We start from the raw sequence: 18,785 nt of genomic DNA, 5'->3' as shown, positions 1-18,785 counted from the left end.
ATATATAGTGTTAACTTCATTTAAAAGTCTTTAAAATTAACCCTTTCCTTAATTGTATTTTTTTGGTATCCTTATATACGAGTCCTATTTTGTAATATAAGAACAATACCCATTGTAGAGCTGTAATACTCTTATCTCCTAATCTGTTATAGTTTTTATAACAGAACAAAAAAGTGTACACATGTTGTACACTTTTTTTGTTACTTCTATAAAACATCTCTTTTTCTATTGCCATCATAGAATCCGCCACGATTGTCTGTTAATGCAATTATTTGATCTAGTCCTTCTATATGATCACCTATAATTCGAAGTACAGCTGGTGGATGACCTATTTTAGCAAAATGTTCACTGGGACGAATACGGTTCATCTTATCGACCTCAACACGACTTACACATGCAACTTCAAATCCTGAAAGAATAGCTTTCACTTGGGCTACACACGGCGCCAGTAAAGATCTATACCCAATTTCTTTCAAACACTTACGGCTAAACGCATTCGGTACAGCGATAAGAGAGCCTACGCCTAGATCTTTTCTATCACAAGCTAAATTTAATGCATATTTAAATGCAGTTACAAGATGAAGCGGTACTCTTAAATCTAAATAATGATTTAGATCATTTAATGCAACATCTGTTCCATCTGCAATAGCTTTCGCAAAAGGATACAGCTCACTCACTGGAATAACAAAATCGCCATCTATAAATAACACAATTTCTCCTTTTGCAAAATACGTTCCCAGTGAGCGCCCCACATCATTTCCGAGTGCTTCTTTATATACAATTGTCGTTGCCCCTTTGTCTTTTGCAATTTTTTTCGTTTTATCTGACGAACCATTTACGACAACGATAATTTCGAAGGGTTCAATTTTGCGAAGCTCTTCTATAACGTTTCCAATTGTTTTCTCTTCATCTTGTACGGGAATAACAACCGATAGTTGCTTTCCTTTATACAAATCAGATGTAACACCCCACCCTTGATAAAACTCTTCAAAACTTAAAGTATGATAGACACTATCCCTTTTCCTATTTCCATCATAATATCCTCCGCGCTCATCACTGCTTAATATCCGTTCTGCTACTGCTTCTATATGATCACCTATCATTCTTTTTTCAGATTGGGAAAGATTTGGCCCATATGCAGCATGCTGGAATGGACGAAATTTATTCGGCGTAATAACGTCAATGGCACAATGACGACTAATTCTCCATTTACTTTGAACTAGGTGTAAATGAGCCACAATAGGATTAACAAAACATTCATATCCGATGCTTTGAACGACTTCTTTCGTCAGCGCATGAGGTACATCTAATAAAGAATTCATTTTTAATTCTTCACGCTCTAACATTGCATTTAATATTTGGCGCCATACTGTAATAGAAGTGGTTTTTTGCCTTTTTAAAAATAATGCATCCAAATTATTTAAAACTACATCTGCCTGATCGTATAAAATCGGATTAAGGAATAATTTTAATTTTGAAGTTGGAATAGCAAAATCACCATCTATAAATAGTAATACATCACCTATCGCATGTTTTGCGCCGACTGCACGTCCAACATCGTTCCCTAGTAGCTCTGTATGCTTGATTACTTTACACCCTAAACGATCTGCAACATCTTCTGTTCCATCATTACAACCGTTTGCTACTACAATGATTTCTACTGGATTTAATGGTCTTACCGATTGAATAACGTCTGAAATCGTATCGACCTCATTACATGCAGGAATAATAACAGATAATGACTTAGCCATTGTTTTGTTCACGAAACCACTTAATTGTTTCCTTCAATCCGTTTTCCCACGTTACTTTCGCCTGAAATTGAACAAGCTCTTTTAATTTTGTTACATCTGGTCTTCTATTTGGAATTTCTTCAAAACCATGAGGATATACTTCTTCAAAAGGCACTTGTACAATCTTCGAAGAAGAATTCGTTAATTTTTTAATTACTTCTGCTACTTCTTTTATACTCTGTTCATTCTCAGAACCTATATTAATAATCTCACCATTTACCTTCTCATCCATTGCCCGAATTGTTGCTTCTACCGCATCACTCACATACGTAAAACAACGTGTCTGCTTTCCATCTCCATATACGAGAATGTCTTCTCCTTGCAGTGCCGCACGGATAAATCGCGGAATTACTCCTGCATACGGACCATCTTTCGCTCTTGGACCATAAATATTAAAATATCGAACAATCGTTACCGGTAAGCCTTCTAATGCGTATCCTAAACATAATGTTTCTTCTAACGTTTTACAAACCGCATAACTCCAACGAATTTTAGAAGTTGCCCCGTACAATCGATCTCCCTCTTCAGAGAAAGGCGGCTTGGCCTTACCATATACTTCTGAAGTAGAAGCAAAAACTACTTTCTTCTTTCCTTTTAGCGCTGCTTGTAAAATATTTCTCGTCCCATCAAAATTCGTTTCTATGAGCTCTATACTTTTTTCCATTGTTGTTTTCACACCTAAAATTGCTGCTAAATGAAACACGACATCATGCTGATCTACTAATTCATAAATAGAATTTTTATCTAAAACACTTATTGGAATAACACGGATTTCTTTCATTAACTCTTTATGGTACTTATTTTTACCTTTATAAAAGTTATCCACAACAGTGACCTCATAACCTCTTCTCATCAACTCTTCAGCTAAATGTGACCCGATAAATCCGGCTCCACCTGTAATTAAACATTTCTTACTCATTTACTCACCTTCTTTACAATCCCGCGTGTATCTATTACTCGGTCTATTCCTTTAAAAAGCTTCCAATCAATATTAGAATGATCCGTTAAAATTAAAATACAATCCGCTTTTTTAACTTTTTCTTCATCTAAAGAAACAGATTGGTACACCTTATCTCCAATTTCCGCGGAAGAAATATAAGGATCATGATATTCTATCTCGTATCCTTGATTTCTTAATAATTGAATAATCGGTAACGCTGGTGATTCTCTCAAATCATTTACATCTTTTTTATACGCAATCCCTACAATTAACACCGTTGCAGGTAATTGCACCACACTTTTTACTTTCCGGACCATTTTCTCTGGCATTTCTTCATTAATTATATGTGCAGCCTCAATTAATTGACTAATTGCTCCATTCTTTTTTATTCTCCATTGAAAATATAAAGGGTCTACGGGAATACAGTGTCCCCCTATCCCTGGCCCTGGCCAATACGGAGTAAACCCAAATGGTTTTGTAGATGCCGCTTCAATGGCCTCATAAAAATCAATGCCTAAACTTTCACATAGTGTGTTTAGTTCATTTACTAAAGAAATGTTAACTAAGCGCTGAATATTTTCAAATAGCTTGCACATCTCTGCTACTTTCGGAGAGCTAACAGGTACAACTTCGTCAAAAATGGTACTATATAAATCCTGTACCTTTTGTTTACACTTTTCTGTTTGTCCACTAATAACTTTTGGAATAGCTTGAACTGAATATTGACTATTTGCTGGATCAATTCTCTCAGGGGAATATCCGATATAGAAATCTTCCCCTACCTTTTTACCATTTTGAGAAATAATAGGTAGGATGACTTCTTCAAGTGTGCCTGGATATGTGGAGCTTTCAAAAATGAAGGTTTGTCCTTTTTGAAGGTTTTGTTGTATATAATGCGAAGCTGAAATGAGGGCACTTAAGTCTGGTTCTCTTTGTTCATTAATTGGAGTCGGGACAGTGACAATAACATAATCACTATTTTGAAAATCAGCAATGCCTTGATCCGGTGTATTTACTGTTAATTTTTTTTTCGTCAATAAACTTTGTAACTCTTTAGAAGAAACATCCGGAATATAACTTTCTCCTTTTATAATTGAGTCTATTTTTCTAATATCTTTATCTAATCCAAGTACTGTATGCCCTCTTTCTGCAAAATGTACCGCTAAAGGAAGGCCAACATACCCTAGCCCAATAATAGCTACTTTACTACTATTCATTTGTATTCTCTTCTTCCCTTCTCAATTGTTGAATTACATCTCTATCTCTATCTCCATCTGTAAAACCACCACGTTCGTCCGTACATTGTAATAAATACGCAACCGCTTCAAGTTGATCACCGAAAATACGATCAAACGCTGAAATACGCCCATTTACAAATTCGTGTTGCTCTGGACGCACTCGATTTGTTTTTATAACATCTACTAACTCTACTGTTGTAATAGAGAATCCTTCTAAAATAGCTTTCACTTGTGCTAATGGCGGAATGATAAGGGAATCATATCCTATTTTCTCTATTACCTTCTTATGAATGGCATGTGGTACAGCAGTTAGTGAGTTATTCCATAAATCTGGTCGTTTCGCTATCAAATTCACAAAGTATTTTCCCATACTAATTGGATCTGCTGGATGAAACATATCTAATAAGCATTGTAAATCATTTAACACCACGTCATTTCCATCTTCAACAGCATGTAAAAATAGAGTGAGTTTTTTTGCTGGAATAACAAGATCACTATCAACGAATAAACAAATATCTGCCGTAGCATGCATGGCACCTATTGCTCGTGCTACATTATGTCCAAGCGCCTTCGTAAATTCAACAACAATAACATTCTCTAGCTTTGCCTGTTTAACAGTCTCAACATCTGCTCCATTCGCGACAACTATAATTTCATCTACACCTGCTTCTTTTACTTCTTTTATAACAGACCTTATGGTCATTTTCTCTTCTGATACTGGGATAATGGCACTATATTTCGCTTTATTCTTTTGTAATAAAACTGGTTTATACTTTCCTACAAACTCTCTATCTCTATTGTCCTCTGAAAAACCACCGCGTTTACCATATGTTTCGATTACGTATTGTAAAGCTCGCAAATGATCACCCATAATACGACTAGTCGCTTTCGGATAAGGAGAGCCAGGTGATGTACCAGTATGCACAGGACGAACTTTATTTGTGTAGATGACATCAACTGAAGCCATATCAGAAATATCTACTCCTCTAGACATCGCCATCGCTTGAAATAATGCTGGATCTGCTAAATTCCACCACCCCAGTTTTTCAATCACTTTACGACTTATCGCATGTGGTATTGCAATTAAAGATCCTACAACAAACTCTTTCTTGTTCAAATAACGATTTAACATATATTTTCCAACCGTCGTATAATGCGGTCTCATCTTCAAGTAAACGGACCATGTTAAATTATTTAAAACAATCTCATGTCCTTGTCGTATTCCTTTAATAAAATTGTATAATTCTTCACTTTTCATGACGATATCACCATCTAAAAACAAAACAATCTCGCCTTTTGCTTCTCTAGCACCAATTGCCCGTCCCACATCATTACCAAGAGAATATCTATAATAAATCACACGGCAATTATGCTGTAATGCTATTTCCTTCGTCCCATCTGTCGATCCATTATCTACTATGATAACTTCATATGGTTCGAGCTTTCTTACCTCTACTAAAACTTTTGATAAAGTACTTGCTTCATTATGCACTGGAATAACAACTGACACTCTCATACTTGTATCACTCTTACCCTTCCAAGCGAACATAAGCAATAATAGGAATACGCACAACTACATCTTCTGGTGGTCCATAAGAAGGAGAAGTACGAACAATTACTGCCCCATCCGTCACAGATAAAAGAACGCCTACAATGATTTCTACAGCTGTCACAACTTGCACTAGTTCTCCAACATGGTTACGTAATTCATCAGTAAATAACATATATAACTCTCCTTTCTTACGCTTCTTTAATTGATATAATACTTGTAAATGGTAATAAAACTTCAGTTCCTATTCCTTCTTGCAATGTTAAGAAGTCATCACCAACTGCTACAATAACACCTGTTAATTGTCCAACTGTCACCGTAATTTCTACGTTTTTACCTAAATACTGCTTTGCAATTTCTTTAAAAGGTGATGTATTGCATTCTTTTAAAATGTTACAAATAATAGATTGAAATCTACTTGATTCAATAACTTCTTCCGTAGCTTGCTTAGAGTTTCTTTGAATAAATCTCGCGAAGTTTTGTGAAAATAAAAGTCTTTCCACAGCAGGCAATAACTTATTATCTAAAAAATAATCTAATTGTCTATTAAACAATCTTGATAATTTATGCCAATATTTTCTGAACAGACACATACACTTCTCCTCCTATTATTTTTAGATTATAAAATTTTACATCCATACATCTTAATGTATACAAAATGGATATTTTTGTGATAGGTAAGACATACATTTTCTAAAAGAAATATTTGTTTCAGAGCATAAAAAAAACTATCCAACAGGATAGTTTCTTACACTTCAATATTCCGCAATATCGAATAAATGTCATTATTCACTTTACCAAATGATTTAATATTATTTTGAATGTTAGATAATAAAACAACATATACACTACCATTTTTACTAAATCCGTTTAAGCAATTCCAACCTGGCATTACACCATGATTCGAATAGCTTCCTGGGTCTACGTACCATCCAAACCCGTAATCCTTTTTTCCACCCGTAAACATTTGATCGTAACTCTCTTTTGAAATTAATTTTCCAGAGAATAGTGCTTCGTTAAATAAATATAAATCATGCGCACTTGTGTATATATCACCACAACCATATAGTTGTGACATGCTTGGAATATTAGGTGTTGTCATATTATTATTTACTATTTTATAACCCGTTGATGGGAATCTTGTTTGTTCTAACGCTGTGCCAAAGCCAGAATGTTTCATACCGGCAGTGGCAAAAATATGTTGTTTAATATATTCTTCGAGTGACTGCCCACTTACCTTCTCTGCAATATAAGCAAGTATAGAGTAGTTCGAATCAGAATACTTCCACTTCTCTCCTGGACCACCAATACGCTTTTGATTTCCTATCCGCTTTATCAGTTCTTCATGAGAAATATCTTCTTTTCCCTGCTCATATTCGGGAATCCCTGATGTATGTGTTAATAGATGTTTTAGCTGAATATTATTACCTTGTGGAAAATCTGGAATATACTTCGCAACAGTATCTTCTACTTGTAATTTATTTTGATCTTTCAATTGCATAATAGCAGTTGCTACAAACGCCTTTGAAATAGAACCAATATAAAAAGTCGTCTCTGAATTATTCGGTACTTGCTGCTCTTTATTTGCCATACCATACCCTTTATTCAGAAGAACTTTTCCGTTCTTCACAATAACAGCTGTCCCGCTAAATCCTGCGTTTTGTAAATACTGGTCCAATTGAGCGTTTTCATTAATTTCTTGAGGTGGCCCTTCAGCAGGTTTCTCCGCTGCTTGCGCTTGCTTCATTTGTTCTTCCTGCTCTTTTTGTTTTTGCTTCTGTACTTCTTGTTTCTTTTTTTCTTCTTTCTTTTTTAACTCTTCTTGTTTCTTCATTTCTGCTGCCGCTTTTAAAGTTTCTTCTTTCTTATTATGCGCAACAATTTTTGTATACATGAAATATACAAGTGATAATAGTAAGACGAGAATGATTGTTCTTTTTATGTATACAATCGGCCGATGTGCTTTCCCATTCGCATTATTTTTTTCCTGATCCATAATTGCTTTTTTCCCCTTACTCACCAATAATTTAATTCCTCTACTAAAGATTCGTTTTAGTAGATTATGGATAATCCATTCTATATCATCCCTACTTTATCACGCACTGCACATATTACCAACCTATATGTACAAAAAAGAAAAAGAAAATTTACAAAAGTAAGATTCCCGTTAAATTATTAACAAAAAAAAAGAGGATATCCTCTAAAAAATTGATGTTATCAATCTTTTTGGACATCCTCTTATCTCATTATTTATACGTGTTTTTTCATATCATCGGCAACAGATTCAACATTTGTACCTACGATAACTTGTACACTTGTATTACTTAATTTCATAACACCTTTTGCACCAGCACGTTTTAATGCTGCTTCATTTACTTGACCAGCATCTTTTACTTGTAAGCGTAGACGTGTTGCACAGTTATCAATAACTGTTAAGTTTTCTTTTCCGCCTAAAGCTGCTACGTAAGTTTCACCAATTGAACCTGCAACTGGTGCATCACCATCTTCAACTAACTCATCGTCATCTTCACGACCAGGAGTTTTTAAATCGAACTTCTTAATTAAGAAGTAGAATACTATGAAATAAATTGCTGCGTAAATTAAACCGATACCTGCTAGTAAGACTGGTTTTGTTGCAATACCGAAGTTTAAAGCATAATCGATTGCACCGGCACTAAATGAGAAACCATCATGAATGCCAAGTGATGTTGTAATGAATAAAGAAAGACCTGTTAGTACAGCATGAATACCATATAATACTGGTGATAAGAACATGAATGAGAATTCAATAGGCTCTGTAATACCAGTTAAGAATGAAGTTAATGCTAGACCAGCTAACATACCAGTAACTGCTTTACGCTTTTCTGGTTTAGCAGCTGCAATCATTGCGAAACATGCTGCTGGTAAACCGAACATCATAACTGGGAAGAAACCAGTCATAAACATACCTGCTGTTTTGTCACCTGCAAGGAAACGAGCAATATCACCATTAACAACATTACCTGCTGCATTTGTAAAGTCCCCAAATACAAACCAGAAGTATGTGTTCATTACGTGGTGTAAACCAATTGGGATTAATAAACGGTTTAATAAACCAAATAATCCTGAACCAATTGCACCTAAATTAACAATTCCATGAGCTAATGCATCAATACCATTTTGAATTGTTGGCCAAATTTGTGCAAATAGAATTCCTAATATCAGCATCACAACTGATGTAACAATTGGAACGAAACGTTTTCCAGCAAAGAAACCTAACCATTCTGGAAGTTTAATCTTATGGAATTTATTATAAAGAAGTCCTGCTATAACACCAACAATAATACCACCTAAAACTTTCATATCTACTTTAGTCGATAATTCAGCAGCCTTAGATACTTGTGTCATTGTATCTGCAAGCTTAGATGGATCTACATTTGCGCTATTACCTATTAAATCTTGGACTTTACCTAATTTACCTTGTAATTCAGCAGTTGAATACCCTTTGCTAAGTGCATCAATACTATTTTTCATAACAAGATAACCAATTGCACCTGCAAGACCTGCTGCACCACTACCATCCACTGAAAGACCGATTGCAATACCAATTGCAAAAATAAGTGCTAAGTTATCAAAAACTGCTGCGCCGGCCTGTGCCATAACAGGAATATCAAATACATCTGGTTGCCCTAAACGAAGCAATAATCCTGCTGCTGGTAGTACTGCGATCGGAAGCATTAACGCTTTACCAATACGTTGTAAAAACTGCAACATTTTAATTCCCCCTAATTAAATTTATGAAATCGTTATCATTATAAGTACGCTTTAGAAAACGCTTTCTATTACATAACCATAATAACATATAGTTGTATAGATGTGTAGTTTTTATTTCTGAACTTTTTATGGATAAATCTCCTATTTCCAAACTGTTATATAAAAGGAAAATTCTCCTTTTTAAAATACAGAATACTCGAAACGAAAGACCTATTATATCACATTGAACTTTCGTTTTATCATTCCACTTTTTCATGTTATTATTTATTTCCGAGCATATCGGGAAAAGTAAACTTAGTTAATTCAAAATAGGAGCGTTGGTACTATGCAGTGCATTGAAACAAACAACTTACAACAGTTGTTAGAACAAGTAAAACCATATACGAAAAAAGGCAAACTTGCTACTTATATCCCCGAACTAGGAAATGCAAATCCAGACGATTTAGGGATTGCCATTTTCCATAAAGAAACAGAATATATCCATGCAGGCAACTCACAAACACTATTTACTCTTCAAAGTATTTCCAAAGTAATTACACTTGCCCTTGCCCTTTTAGACCGTGGTGAAGAATATGTATTTTCTAAAGTTGGAATGGAACCAACGGGTGACCCATTTAATTCTATTATTAAGTTAGAAACGACAAGTCCGTCCAAACCCCTTAATCCAATGATAAATGCAGGAGCATTAGCTATTACAAGCATGTTAGCAGGAAAAGATAACGAGGAAAAAATGGAACGTATTCTTCACTTTGTACGTGAAATAACAGATAATCCTACTATTAATTATTCCTCTAAAGTTGCCGATTCAGAACTAGAGACAGCTTATCTAAACCGTTCACTTTGTTATTATATGAAACAAAACGGAATTATCGATTGTGATATTGAAGAACTTATGGATTTATATACTCGTCAATGCGCAGTTGAAGTAAACTGCATCGATTTAGCACGTATCGGCTTAATTTTTGCAATGGATGGATATGATCCATATAAAAAGAAACAAATCATCCCTAAACATATTACAAAAATTTGCAAAACATTTATGGTCACATGTGGTATGTATAACGAATCTGGTGAATTTGCAATTCGTGTTGGTATTCCTGCAAAAAGTGGTGTAGCCGGTGGTATTTTTGGCTGCGTAAAAGGAGACATGGGAATCGGTATTTTCGGACCAGCTTTAGATGCAAACGGAAATAGTATTGCTGGTTTTAAAATTCTTGAACTTCTTTCTGCTCAAGAAGGTTGGAGCATTTTTTAATCGCGAGTTATCCTGCTATACTAGCAGGATTTTTTATTTCGCCAAAACCTCAATTTTGTCAGTTATCAATCTTCTTATAAAAACAGTGCTGAAAGTTTCTCTATATCATGCATATTTGTTCCCCCCTCCTGAATAATATAGTACAACCTAGCGCTATATGTGGAGGTGTGAAAGATGAAACTAATATTTCAAATGGGAAAACAACCTGTTCTTGAAAAAACAATCCTTCTTTTTATATTGAGTATTGTAGAAAGCTTGAAGTTAAAAGTTGTTTCACTCGACGAAGCTCACCGATACATATTCAATTTAGAAGTACTTGAATTATTAATGGATCGGAACATCGATGATCAAGTACTTGAACTTATTCATTTCGGGATGGGACTTGAAGACATTTATCACGTGCTTCCTGAAGAACTTGAGCATACGATTGAGGAATTAAAATGGCTTTGCATTCAAGTATTAAGTGAGTACAGTATGCATGAAGAATCGGAACAATTAATTGAAGATATACGGTAAAAAAGCACCTATGTAGGTGCTTTTAATGTTTTTGTAAACTATTTTTATACGCCTCAATATTTACTGGTAGCTCTTCCTCTTCCAAAGTATGTTCATTTACATCTTTATGAATGAACGCACCTTTAGGTGGTTGATGATCATGCCCTTTTTTCTTATGATCAAATGCTTTCCCGCGTCCCATACAAATCCCCCTTTCTTAAAAGAAATCCGTATTAGTATGGAGAAAAGTACGTCGATATATGCAATCCCTTGCTGTATTTCCAAGGAAATACTCGAACCTTGTTTTCTACTCTCCTTACAACAACTGATCAATCCCAATAAGAATTAATAACACTCCTGCGATAACTGTCGCCCACTTTCCTAAGTATTCTGCTAAAAATCGTTTCCCTACATACGCAAAGCCACTAATACAAATAAAACTAAACACCCCTGAAATAGTTGCTGTAAGCCAAAGGTTCAAATTTGTTATCCCAGCATCAAATCCACCTGCAATATTATTAATAGACAACGCAATCCCTAATACAATTGCTTCTGAAAAACTAATTGTTTTAGAACCATCAAAATCTGCTTTTTCTGGATCACGTAAAATTCCCATAAGTACATTACCATCTTTAGAGCCTACGGTATTTCTTTGCCCCAAGAAAGGCTGGCACAAAATAAACACCCCGATTATCCCTAAAACGATTGCTCCAATCAGGTTTGCTGTAAACTCTGAAATAAATAACGCGATCCAGTTCCCAAAAAATCCAGCTAATAAAGTAAATAAAAACCCAAAAAATGCGATGATAAAATTGTTGAACCACGAAATTCTAATTTTACGAATGCCATATGCAATCCCAACACCTGCATTATCTAAATTAGAAGCAATCCCGATTAAAAAAATTGAAAATAGACCTGCCGTACTCATAAATAGCCACCCCTTTTCCTCACTTTTCCATGCATCTTATGAAAATGTTGAGCAACTGTGCCTGTCTGTTTCATATACATGTAATAAATGCTCAACATTTTTTCAACAATAAAAAGGAGTGCCTTCGCTATGCCTAAAGAAAATCCAAATGAGCGGCTTAGTAGATTAATAAAAAAACTTTTAAAAGAACGTGCCTTATCTATGCGCCAACTCGGAATGCTTACAAATATTGATCCCGCAACAATCTCAAGAATTATGAATGGTAAACAACCGCCAAAACAAAAACACCTACAAAAATTCGCAGAATGTCTGCAAGTTCCACCCCAATTGTTATTTGATGAAATGTATCCTGATTCTCCTCACATTAATAAAGAAAAGACGGATATGTACACATCTCTTGATACAATTCAGCAAACTCTGCAATCCTCTAACTTATTCGATTTCGACTACACAACAACCCGCGTAAAACAAGAACTTGAAAACTATGAACGATATGCTCAAACAACAGAAGGTGAAAAGCGCATTCATGAAAGTTTCGCGAGCAAGTTAGAACAAATTGATAGTGCTGGCCCTTTCATTGAACAATTAACAGATATGTATCAACAATTTTGCAATGAAACGATTCCAAAAGAAGAGCGTGCAGTTCTTGGTGGCGCATTACTGTATTTCATTTTATCGACAGATATTATTCCCGACTATCTCTTTCCAATTGGCTATTTAGATGATGCGATTGCTGTTGAATTAGCAAAAGAGAAATTAATGGAACTAAAACGAAAGACATAGAAAAATAAAGAACTATTTCAGTTGTTTCTATTTAACTCTGAAATAGTTCACTAAAAAATCGTACAAGTATACATACCTGTACGATTTCAACATACTAATCTATTTTTTCATATGACACCATTCATATATAAATGCTGTTATTACTTTTGTAAATTCAATTAACTGCTCTACTTCTACTTTCTCATTTATTGAATGAGCTTCCTCTAATGTGCCTGGTCCGTAAATAACAGCCGGAATATGAAATTCACTAAACCAACCACCATCCGTTACCGTTGCAGACATATCTAAAATTGCGTTTTTAGAAAGAATTGATTCATGTACTGAGCTAAGCGTTTTTACAGCTGTATGTTCACTATCTATTTCTAAAGAAGGGAAAATTTCGCCACGATCCACAATCATTGATTCTCCGCCCCACTTAAATTGTGGTGGATTTTCACTTAGCCATGGATCGGCAGCTGCTACTTTACCGATATACTCTTCAATTTCTTTTATTATTTGTTCATGTGTTTCATTCGGATAAAAGTGCACTGTTATCCATAACCGGCACTCATCCGCAATAAAAGCTGCATGTCTTCCACCCTCAATAACAGCTGGATTAATTGTTGTTGTTCCAGACGGATAGCCTTCATATGTTTTCATAACTGCCCAATGACGCTCTAATTCTTGTAAACTTTGCACAATTTTCATCATTTTTTCAATTGCACTCGCTCCAAATAAACGTCCTCCAGCATGAATCATTTGCCTACGCGTTGCATCATGAAACGTTTGAGGGCTTTTCACAGTAATCCAGCCAGTAATTACGCCGCCCTGTCCTTGCATATGTAAATTACTCGTATCCACTACGACTGCAAAATCAGCATCATAACCTCTTTTGCAGCATTGAAGTGTACCAGCTTCTCCAACTTCTTCTCCAATTACGGATTGAAAGATTAAATCTCCAGGTAATTCAATACCAGCTTCTTGTAATAGCTGAATAGCAAATAGCGCTCCAGCTAGTCCCCCTTTCATATCAGCTGCACCACGTCCAACTAACCAACCATCTTTTATAAATGGCTCAAACGGATTTGTTTCCCACGCCTCATCTGCCGATACTTCAGCTACATCCATATGTCCATTAATAATAAGACTTTTATATGAGTCACTTTTTGCCCCTTTTTTCACACCAACAACGTTCGGATCATTAGGATATACATCCCATTTATCAACACTAAAATTTTGTTCTCTTAGAAACTCTGCAACAAATTGTTGTGCCTCATTTGTATTTCTCGCCGGCGGTGCTGGTGTTTCAAAACGAATTAAATTCTTTGTAAGCTCTAGTAACTCATCTTTTCGTAAATCAATCTGCTCTAATAGCTGTGAAACTTTTTTATTCATCGCTAATTCCCCTTTACATACGTAGTATGTTTCCAACTTTATTTTCACAAAAAAAGAGACTGTTTACAAATCTTACAGTCTCCAAATTAATTCATATTAGAAGCTCTCTACTTCCGTCGTATTTGTCTTTTCAATATGTTCTACTTTACGTGCCTTATTTCTTGTCGCACGGTAAAACAGTAAACAAACAATCATAAATGGAATTCCGCAATACAATGCCATTCTTTGCTCTGGAATAAAGGCCATACCAATAATTACTGTTACATTTAATACTAGTGCAAGCAGTGGTACGAATGGATACAGAGGTGTTTTAAATTTCAATTCTTTCACATCCCCGCCCTGCTTTATGTATGACCTCCTAGCTAATAAGTTAGATAGAGCAATAGATGCCCAAACTAATATCGCCCCGAACCCAGCAATAGAAAGTAGCCATAAATAAACTGTATCTTCCGCATAAATACCTGATAGTAATGAAAGGCAACCTACAATTGTACTTACAATCAATGCATAAATAGGAACACCGTTTTTAGATAACTTACCAAAAATCGGACTAATCATTCCTTGATTAGACATAGACCATAGCATACGAGAAGTTGCATATAATCCTGAATTCGCAACGGATAGAACCGCTGTAATGATAACAAAATTTATAATATCTGCTGCATAAGGAATACCAATTTTATCAAATACAACTACAAATGGACTTTCTATTACTCCTGCTTGTTGCCAAGGGAATAGTCCAGCAAGAATAAAAATAGATAGTACAAAGAAAACAAGTATACGCCAAACTGTATTGTTAATTGCCTTCGGGATTGTTTTCTCTGGATTTTCACTCTCACCTGCTGCAATACCGACTAGTTCCGTTCCTTGGAAAGAAAAATTAACTGCAATCATCGTAATTAAAATAGCTGATAATCCATTTGGGAACAATCCACCATAATCAGTAAAACTAGAGAACATCGGTGCTGGTTCATTTCCTTTCATATCTAGAAAACCAAACATTGCTGCCCCGCCCAAAATAATAAATGCAATGATCGTAATTACTTTAATACTTGCAAACCAAAATTCAACTTCCGCAAAACTTCTTGAAGATAACGCATTAATAGCAAAGAGGAGTAACGCAAACACTACGCACCAAATCCATGAAGGTACATCTGGAAACCATCGCTTCATTAAAATACTAACTGCAATTAGTTCAATCCCTATCGTAGCTGACCAGTTTAACCATGACATCCATCCAACTACATAACCCGCTGCAGGGGAAATATGCTTCGTAGCATACGTTTGATAAGATCCTGCGTCAGGCATTGCAACAGCTAACTCTCCAAGACAGAGCATCGTTAAATACATAACAAATCCTCCAACAAGATATGCTACAATCGCTCCTCCAGGCCCAGCTTCATGAATTGTATACCCAGATCCTAAAAAAAGACCGGTACCAATAACGCCTCCAAGTGCAATCATAAATATGTGCCTGCTTTTCAATTCTCTTTTTAATCCTTGATTTTGATTCATCATATAAATCCCCCCTTTTCACTTTGTAAACCCATTTAATGTAAGCGTTTTTAAAATTATTCACCGTAAAAATAATGATTTAAAAGAGCAAAAATACACGTCACTTACATTAATCACTGCCTGTTACTAAAAGGTCATCCCTTACTGTTATTAATAACTTTTGATCAGCAATAGCTTGTCCTTCTACTACTTCTAATGATTCAATATAACCACTGATCCCTATCTTAATTTCTACTTTCTGTTTATCTATTGTTTCAATTAATGCTAATTTCTCCCACTCATATACGTAAGAACTTTCCGTAACAAATAACTTCTCTACTTTCCCGTAACAAGGACTATACACGCATTCTATAACCGTCTTCACTTTATACACTCCTCCTTCTTATTAGTTGGTACTGAAACGTTGCATATCCCTCCTTTAGATATATCAATTATTATTTATGCAAAATGCGTACCAATCTCCAATTCCTATTTAAAATGAAGGTTTCTCAAAAAAAAACTTCATAACCGCAAAATTTTTCTATCATTTCAGAGATTTTAAAAGGAAAATAGCAAAAAATTTTTGCGATTTTATAAGAATTTTAATAAAATTATAAAAAGTCAGTCTTCATAGGGTGGAATGAGGAGAAGATAATCTATGCGTACAGAAGAAATTAATTTAAAACAGATCATTGAAATGAATATGCTATATGAAACTTTACTCAATGAACTCGACATCGGAATTCATATTATTAATGAGGAAAGTAAGACGATTATCTATAACCGCAAAATGATGGAAATTGAATCAATGGAGCGCTCAGATGTGCTATATAAAAGTCCTTTAGAAGTATTCGCATTTGAGGAAAATAAAAATAGTACTCTTATAGAGGCATTAAAATTTGGAAAAACAAAGAAAAATATAAAACAAACGTATTTTAACAATAAAGGACAAGAAATTACAACGATTAACGATACTTTCCCTATAATAGAAAATGGAAAAATTAAAGGCGCTATTGAAATATCAAAAGAAATTAGTAACTTAAAGCAAACGATAAAAATAGGTCCTTCTCGAAAACAAAGCACTAAATTTACCTTTGATCACATAATTGGTGATTCTGAAGCCATTCAATCAATCATTACAGAAGGAAAAAGAGTAATTCGTACATCTTCCTCCATACTTCTAGTAGGAGAAACAGGCACTGGTAAAGAACTATTTGCACAAAGCATCCATAATGAAAGTCAGCGTTCAACAAAACCCTTTATTTCACAAAACTGTGCCGCTATACCTGATACCTTAATGGAAAGCCTACTATTTGGCACAAATCGAGGTGCCTTTACAGGAGCAATAGATAAATCAGGCTTATTCGAAGAAGCAAACGGAGGAACTTTGTTATTAGATGAAATCAATTCATTAAGCCCAATACTTCAAGCTAAGTTGCTGCGGGCTATACAAGAAAAAACAATACGAAGAATCGGAGGTACACACGAAAAAGAAATTGATGTTCGCATTATAGCAACTATCAATGAAGATCCCTTTGAAGCCATCGCACATAATCGATTAAGAGAAGACTTATATTACCGATTAAGCGTCGTTACTTTATGTCTTCCGCCTTTACGTGAAAGAAAAGAAGATATTCCAGCTCTTGTTCAGCACTTTATTGAAAAATATAATACTCAATTCGGGCTCAACGTAACCGATGTAGATGTAAATGTAAGAGAATTTTTCTATGCATACGATTGGCCTGGAAACGTACGGGAGTTGGAACATATAATTGAAGGTTCCATGAACCTGATAGAAGATGAAACCATCATTACAGCGTTTCATCTTCCTACTCGCTTTCGCGAACGAATAAAAACAGAATTCAATATGCAACATGCACTAACTACTCACAATACTGATGCACCTAAAACTTTAAAACACACAATAGAAAAAATGGAAAAGAACTACATTAACCAAATTCTTAAAGAGAATCATGGCAACATCTCACAAGCTGCAAAATTTTTAGGATTAAGTAGGCAAAACTTACAATATCGAATTAAAAAACTGCATTTACACATATGAAATAAACATGTCTCCAAGTGTAAAAATAAATTGGTAAAATATGTTATAATAAACATATAACATGCTAGAAAGGGGCTATATATATGAGTAATGATAAAAAATTAAAGTTATTACAATACTTATACTTTTTCCCTGCCATGCTCTGTATGATGTTATTCATTAATGCCGATGTAAGCAGCTCTCCTTATGCAAAGCTATTAGGAACAATTTTTGGCTCCTTTGCAGCTATTATGCTTGCTGCTTTTTGGAATTTGAAGATACGTATAAAAAACGAAAAATCTTCTTAATACTAAAAAAATCGAGCTACTTAGCCCGATTTTTTTATTTGCCATTAAAACTCAACATTCTCTAAATACAACCCACTTGCCTCAGCAAGACAATTAATTTGATTGCGCTGCTTTTCCTCTAAAATGTTTGGAATTGCTTCAGCATCTAATTGTCCTAATCCAACTTCAATTAATGCCCCGACAATTTTTCTTACCATATTATGAAGGAAGCCGTTACCACTTACTCTAATTTGTACAAACCCTGCCTCTTCCATCACATCAAGTGTATATACTTCTCGAACCATGGATTTTTTCTTTGATTTCGCATTTGAAAAAGCAGTAAAGTCATGTGAACCAACTAAATGTTTTGCAGCTGCTTTCATGCTTTTCACATTTAATTTTTTATTCACATGCATGCTGTATTTACGCATAAATGGATTTGTATGCTCTTCATTCCAAATTTTATACAGATATGTTTTTGCTTTAGAATTGTAACGAGCATGGAAACGATCATGTACTTCTTCCACATTCGTAATGCTAATATCGTTAGGTAAATATTGATTTAAATATTTTTTCACTTTATGTTCTACTAACTTCTCATCACTTTGAAAGTTAGCAACTTGATTCAAAGCATGTACACCAGCGTCTGTTCTACTACAACCGATAATTTCAATTTCTTTTCCGACCATTTCAGATATGACACTTTCGATTTTTCCTTGAATTGTATTATCGTTATTACCGAGACGTTGCCATCCTTTAAAACGTGCGCCGTCGTACTGAATCGTTAATTTATAATTATGCATAATATTCTCCTTCATAGAAAATATTCCCTCATACCATGAGGGAATATTAATAAAC

20 protein-coding genes and 1 pseudogene are annotated in these 18,785 nt (G+C 34.9%); 5 read left to right on the top strand and 16 right to left on the bottom strand.

All coding sequences use genetic code 11. The features are described from left to right. Window positions 1-16: 16 nt before the first annotated feature. The 10 genes and pseudogenes from GBN91_RS22695 to GBN91_RS29615 all read right to left on the bottom strand — a co-directional run bounded on the left by GBN91_RS22695 (window position 17) and on the right by GBN91_RS29615 (window position 9,526). Window positions 17-238 carry a hypothetical protein gene (locus GBN91_RS22695; RefSeq protein ID WP_002094217.1) on the bottom strand — a complete coding sequence of 74 codons (222 nt, stop codon included), beginning with the start codon at window positions 236-238 and terminating at the stop codon, window positions 17-19. Further along, on the bottom strand, window positions 207-1,751 hold the full coding sequence (locus GBN91_RS22690) for a glycosyltransferase family 2 protein (protein ID WP_016121801.1): 1,545 nt from the start codon (window positions 1,749-1,751) through the stop codon (window positions 207-209). The genes GBN91_RS22695 and GBN91_RS22690 overlap by 32 nt, the downstream gene beginning before the upstream one ends. Further along, a complete protein-coding gene (locus GBN91_RS22685; protein WP_000037018.1) occupies window positions 1,744-2,709 on the bottom strand; it encodes an NAD-dependent epimerase/dehydratase family protein in 966 nt (321 codons plus the stop codon). The genes GBN91_RS22690 and GBN91_RS22685 overlap by 8 nt, the downstream gene beginning before the upstream one ends. Beyond that, window positions 2,706-3,947 carry a nucleotide sugar dehydrogenase gene (locus tag GBN91_RS22680; protein WP_001088924.1) on the bottom strand — a complete coding sequence of 414 codons (1,242 nt, stop codon included), beginning with the start codon at window positions 3,945-3,947 and terminating at the stop codon, window positions 2,706-2,708. The genes GBN91_RS22685 and GBN91_RS22680 overlap by 4 nt, the downstream gene beginning before the upstream one ends. Next, window positions 3,940-5,484: a glycosyltransferase family 2 protein gene (locus tag GBN91_RS22675; protein ID WP_001266468.1), complete on the bottom strand. Its 1,545-nt coding sequence runs from the start codon at window positions 5,482-5,484 to the stop codon at window positions 3,940-3,942. Before GBN91_RS22675 ends, GBN91_RS22680 begins: the two co-directional genes overlap by 8 nt. Before the next feature lie 13 nt (window positions 5,485-5,497). Then, on the bottom strand, window positions 5,498-5,692 hold the full coding sequence (locus tag GBN91_RS22670) for an LSm family protein (RefSeq protein ID WP_000899470.1): 195 nt from the start codon (window positions 5,690-5,692) through the stop codon (window positions 5,498-5,500). Between the two features lie 16 nt (window positions 5,693-5,708). Then, on the bottom strand, window positions 5,709-6,110 hold the full coding sequence (locus tag GBN91_RS22665) for an LSm family protein (RefSeq protein WP_000335531.1): 402 nt from the start codon (window positions 6,108-6,110) through the stop codon (window positions 5,709-5,711). A gap of 155 nt (window positions 6,111-6,265) precedes the next feature. Next, window positions 6,266-7,513 (bottom strand): serine hydrolase domain-containing protein, encoded by a 1,248-nt coding sequence (locus GBN91_RS22660; protein ID WP_033691709.1) that lies wholly within the window; start codon window positions 7,511-7,513, stop codon window positions 6,266-6,268. Between the two features lie 254 nt (window positions 7,514-7,767). Continuing rightward, window positions 7,768-9,270: an N-acetylglucosamine-specific PTS transporter subunit IIBC gene (gene nagE / locus GBN91_RS22655; RefSeq protein ID WP_000938900.1), complete on the bottom strand. Its 1,503-nt coding sequence runs from the start codon at window positions 9,268-9,270 to the stop codon at window positions 7,768-7,770. Window positions 9,271-9,411: 141 nt separating this feature from the next. Then, window positions 9,412-9,526 (bottom strand): annotated as a pseudogene (locus tag GBN91_RS29615) (transcriptional regulator). A 69-nt stretch (window positions 9,527-9,595) separates the two neighbouring features. Here GBN91_RS29615 and glsA point away from each other — a divergent pair. After that, window positions 9,596-10,525, top strand: coding sequence for a glutaminase A (gene glsA / locus GBN91_RS22645; RefSeq protein ID WP_001149850.1), 930 nt, complete (start codon window positions 9,596-9,598; stop codon window positions 10,523-10,525). A 174-nt stretch (window positions 10,526-10,699) separates the two neighbouring features. Next, window positions 10,700-11,041, top strand: a complete 342-nt coding sequence (locus GBN91_RS22640; RefSeq protein WP_000766604.1) for a DUF3969 family protein — start codon at window positions 10,700-10,702, stop codon at window positions 11,039-11,041. Between the two features lie 22 nt (window positions 11,042-11,063). Here the strand turns inward: GBN91_RS22640 and GBN91_RS28980 are convergent, their stop codons facing one another. Continuing rightward, window positions 11,064-11,222 (bottom strand): hypothetical protein, encoded by a 159-nt coding sequence (locus GBN91_RS28980; RefSeq protein WP_193222127.1) that lies wholly within the window; start codon window positions 11,220-11,222, stop codon window positions 11,064-11,066. 114 nt (window positions 11,223-11,336) lie between these two features. Continuing rightward, entirely contained in the window at window positions 11,337-11,948 is a 612-nt protein-coding gene (gene ytaF, locus GBN91_RS22635) for a sporulation membrane protein YtaF (RefSeq protein WP_000100724.1), read from the bottom strand. 129 nt (window positions 11,949-12,077) lie between these two features. Here ytaF and GBN91_RS22630 point away from each other — a divergent pair, with 129 nt between their 5' ends. Beyond that, window positions 12,078-12,731, top strand: a complete 654-nt coding sequence (locus GBN91_RS22630; protein WP_001123718.1) for a helix-turn-helix domain-containing protein — start codon at window positions 12,078-12,080, stop codon at window positions 12,729-12,731. Between the two features lie 99 nt (window positions 12,732-12,830). On the opposite strand, the gene GBN91_RS22625 is transcribed toward GBN91_RS22630, so the two are convergent. From GBN91_RS22625 to GBN91_RS22615, 3 genes are all read right to left on the bottom strand, one after another. Continuing rightward, window positions 12,831-14,153: an acetylornithine deacetylase gene (locus GBN91_RS22625; RefSeq protein ID WP_100617805.1), complete on the bottom strand. Its 1,323-nt coding sequence runs from the start codon at window positions 14,151-14,153 to the stop codon at window positions 12,831-12,833. A 48-nt stretch (window positions 14,154-14,201) separates the two neighbouring features. Further along, window positions 14,202-15,623 carry an amino acid permease gene (locus GBN91_RS22620; RefSeq protein ID WP_000981860.1) on the bottom strand — a complete coding sequence of 474 codons (1,422 nt, stop codon included), beginning with the start codon at window positions 15,621-15,623 and terminating at the stop codon, window positions 14,202-14,204. A gap of 106 nt (window positions 15,624-15,729) precedes the next feature. Further along, entirely contained in the window at window positions 15,730-15,984 is a 255-nt protein-coding gene (locus GBN91_RS22615; protein ID WP_000859480.1) for a biotin/lipoyl attachment domain-containing protein, read from the bottom strand. Window positions 15,985-16,257: 273 nt separating this feature from the next. On the opposite strand from GBN91_RS22615, the gene GBN91_RS22610 reads away from it, so the two are divergent. Beyond that, a complete protein-coding gene (locus tag GBN91_RS22610; RefSeq protein ID WP_001258445.1) occupies window positions 16,258-17,661 on the top strand; it encodes a sigma-54 interaction domain-containing protein in 1,404 nt (467 codons plus the stop codon). Between the two features lie 83 nt (window positions 17,662-17,744). Next, window positions 17,745-17,948 (top strand): hypothetical protein, encoded by a 204-nt coding sequence (locus GBN91_RS22605; protein ID WP_000063860.1) that lies wholly within the window; start codon window positions 17,745-17,747, stop codon window positions 17,946-17,948. 44 nt (window positions 17,949-17,992) lie between these two features. On the opposite strand, the gene truA is transcribed toward GBN91_RS22605, so the two are convergent. Then, complete coding sequence (truA, locus tag GBN91_RS22600) at window positions 17,993-18,730, bottom strand: tRNA pseudouridine(38-40) synthase TruA (RefSeq protein WP_000553118.1); 738 nt, start codon at window positions 18,728-18,730, stop codon at window positions 17,993-17,995. Window positions 18,731-18,785: the final 55 nt, after the last annotated feature.

The sequence above is a fragment of the Bacillus sp. B1-WWTP-T-0.5-Post-4 genome (assembly GCF_009183795.1).
Lineage (GTDB): Bacteria > Bacillota > Bacilli > Bacillales > Bacillaceae_G > Bacillus_A > Bacillus_A cereus.
This window is presented reverse-complemented; position numbering and strand designations above follow the sequence as displayed.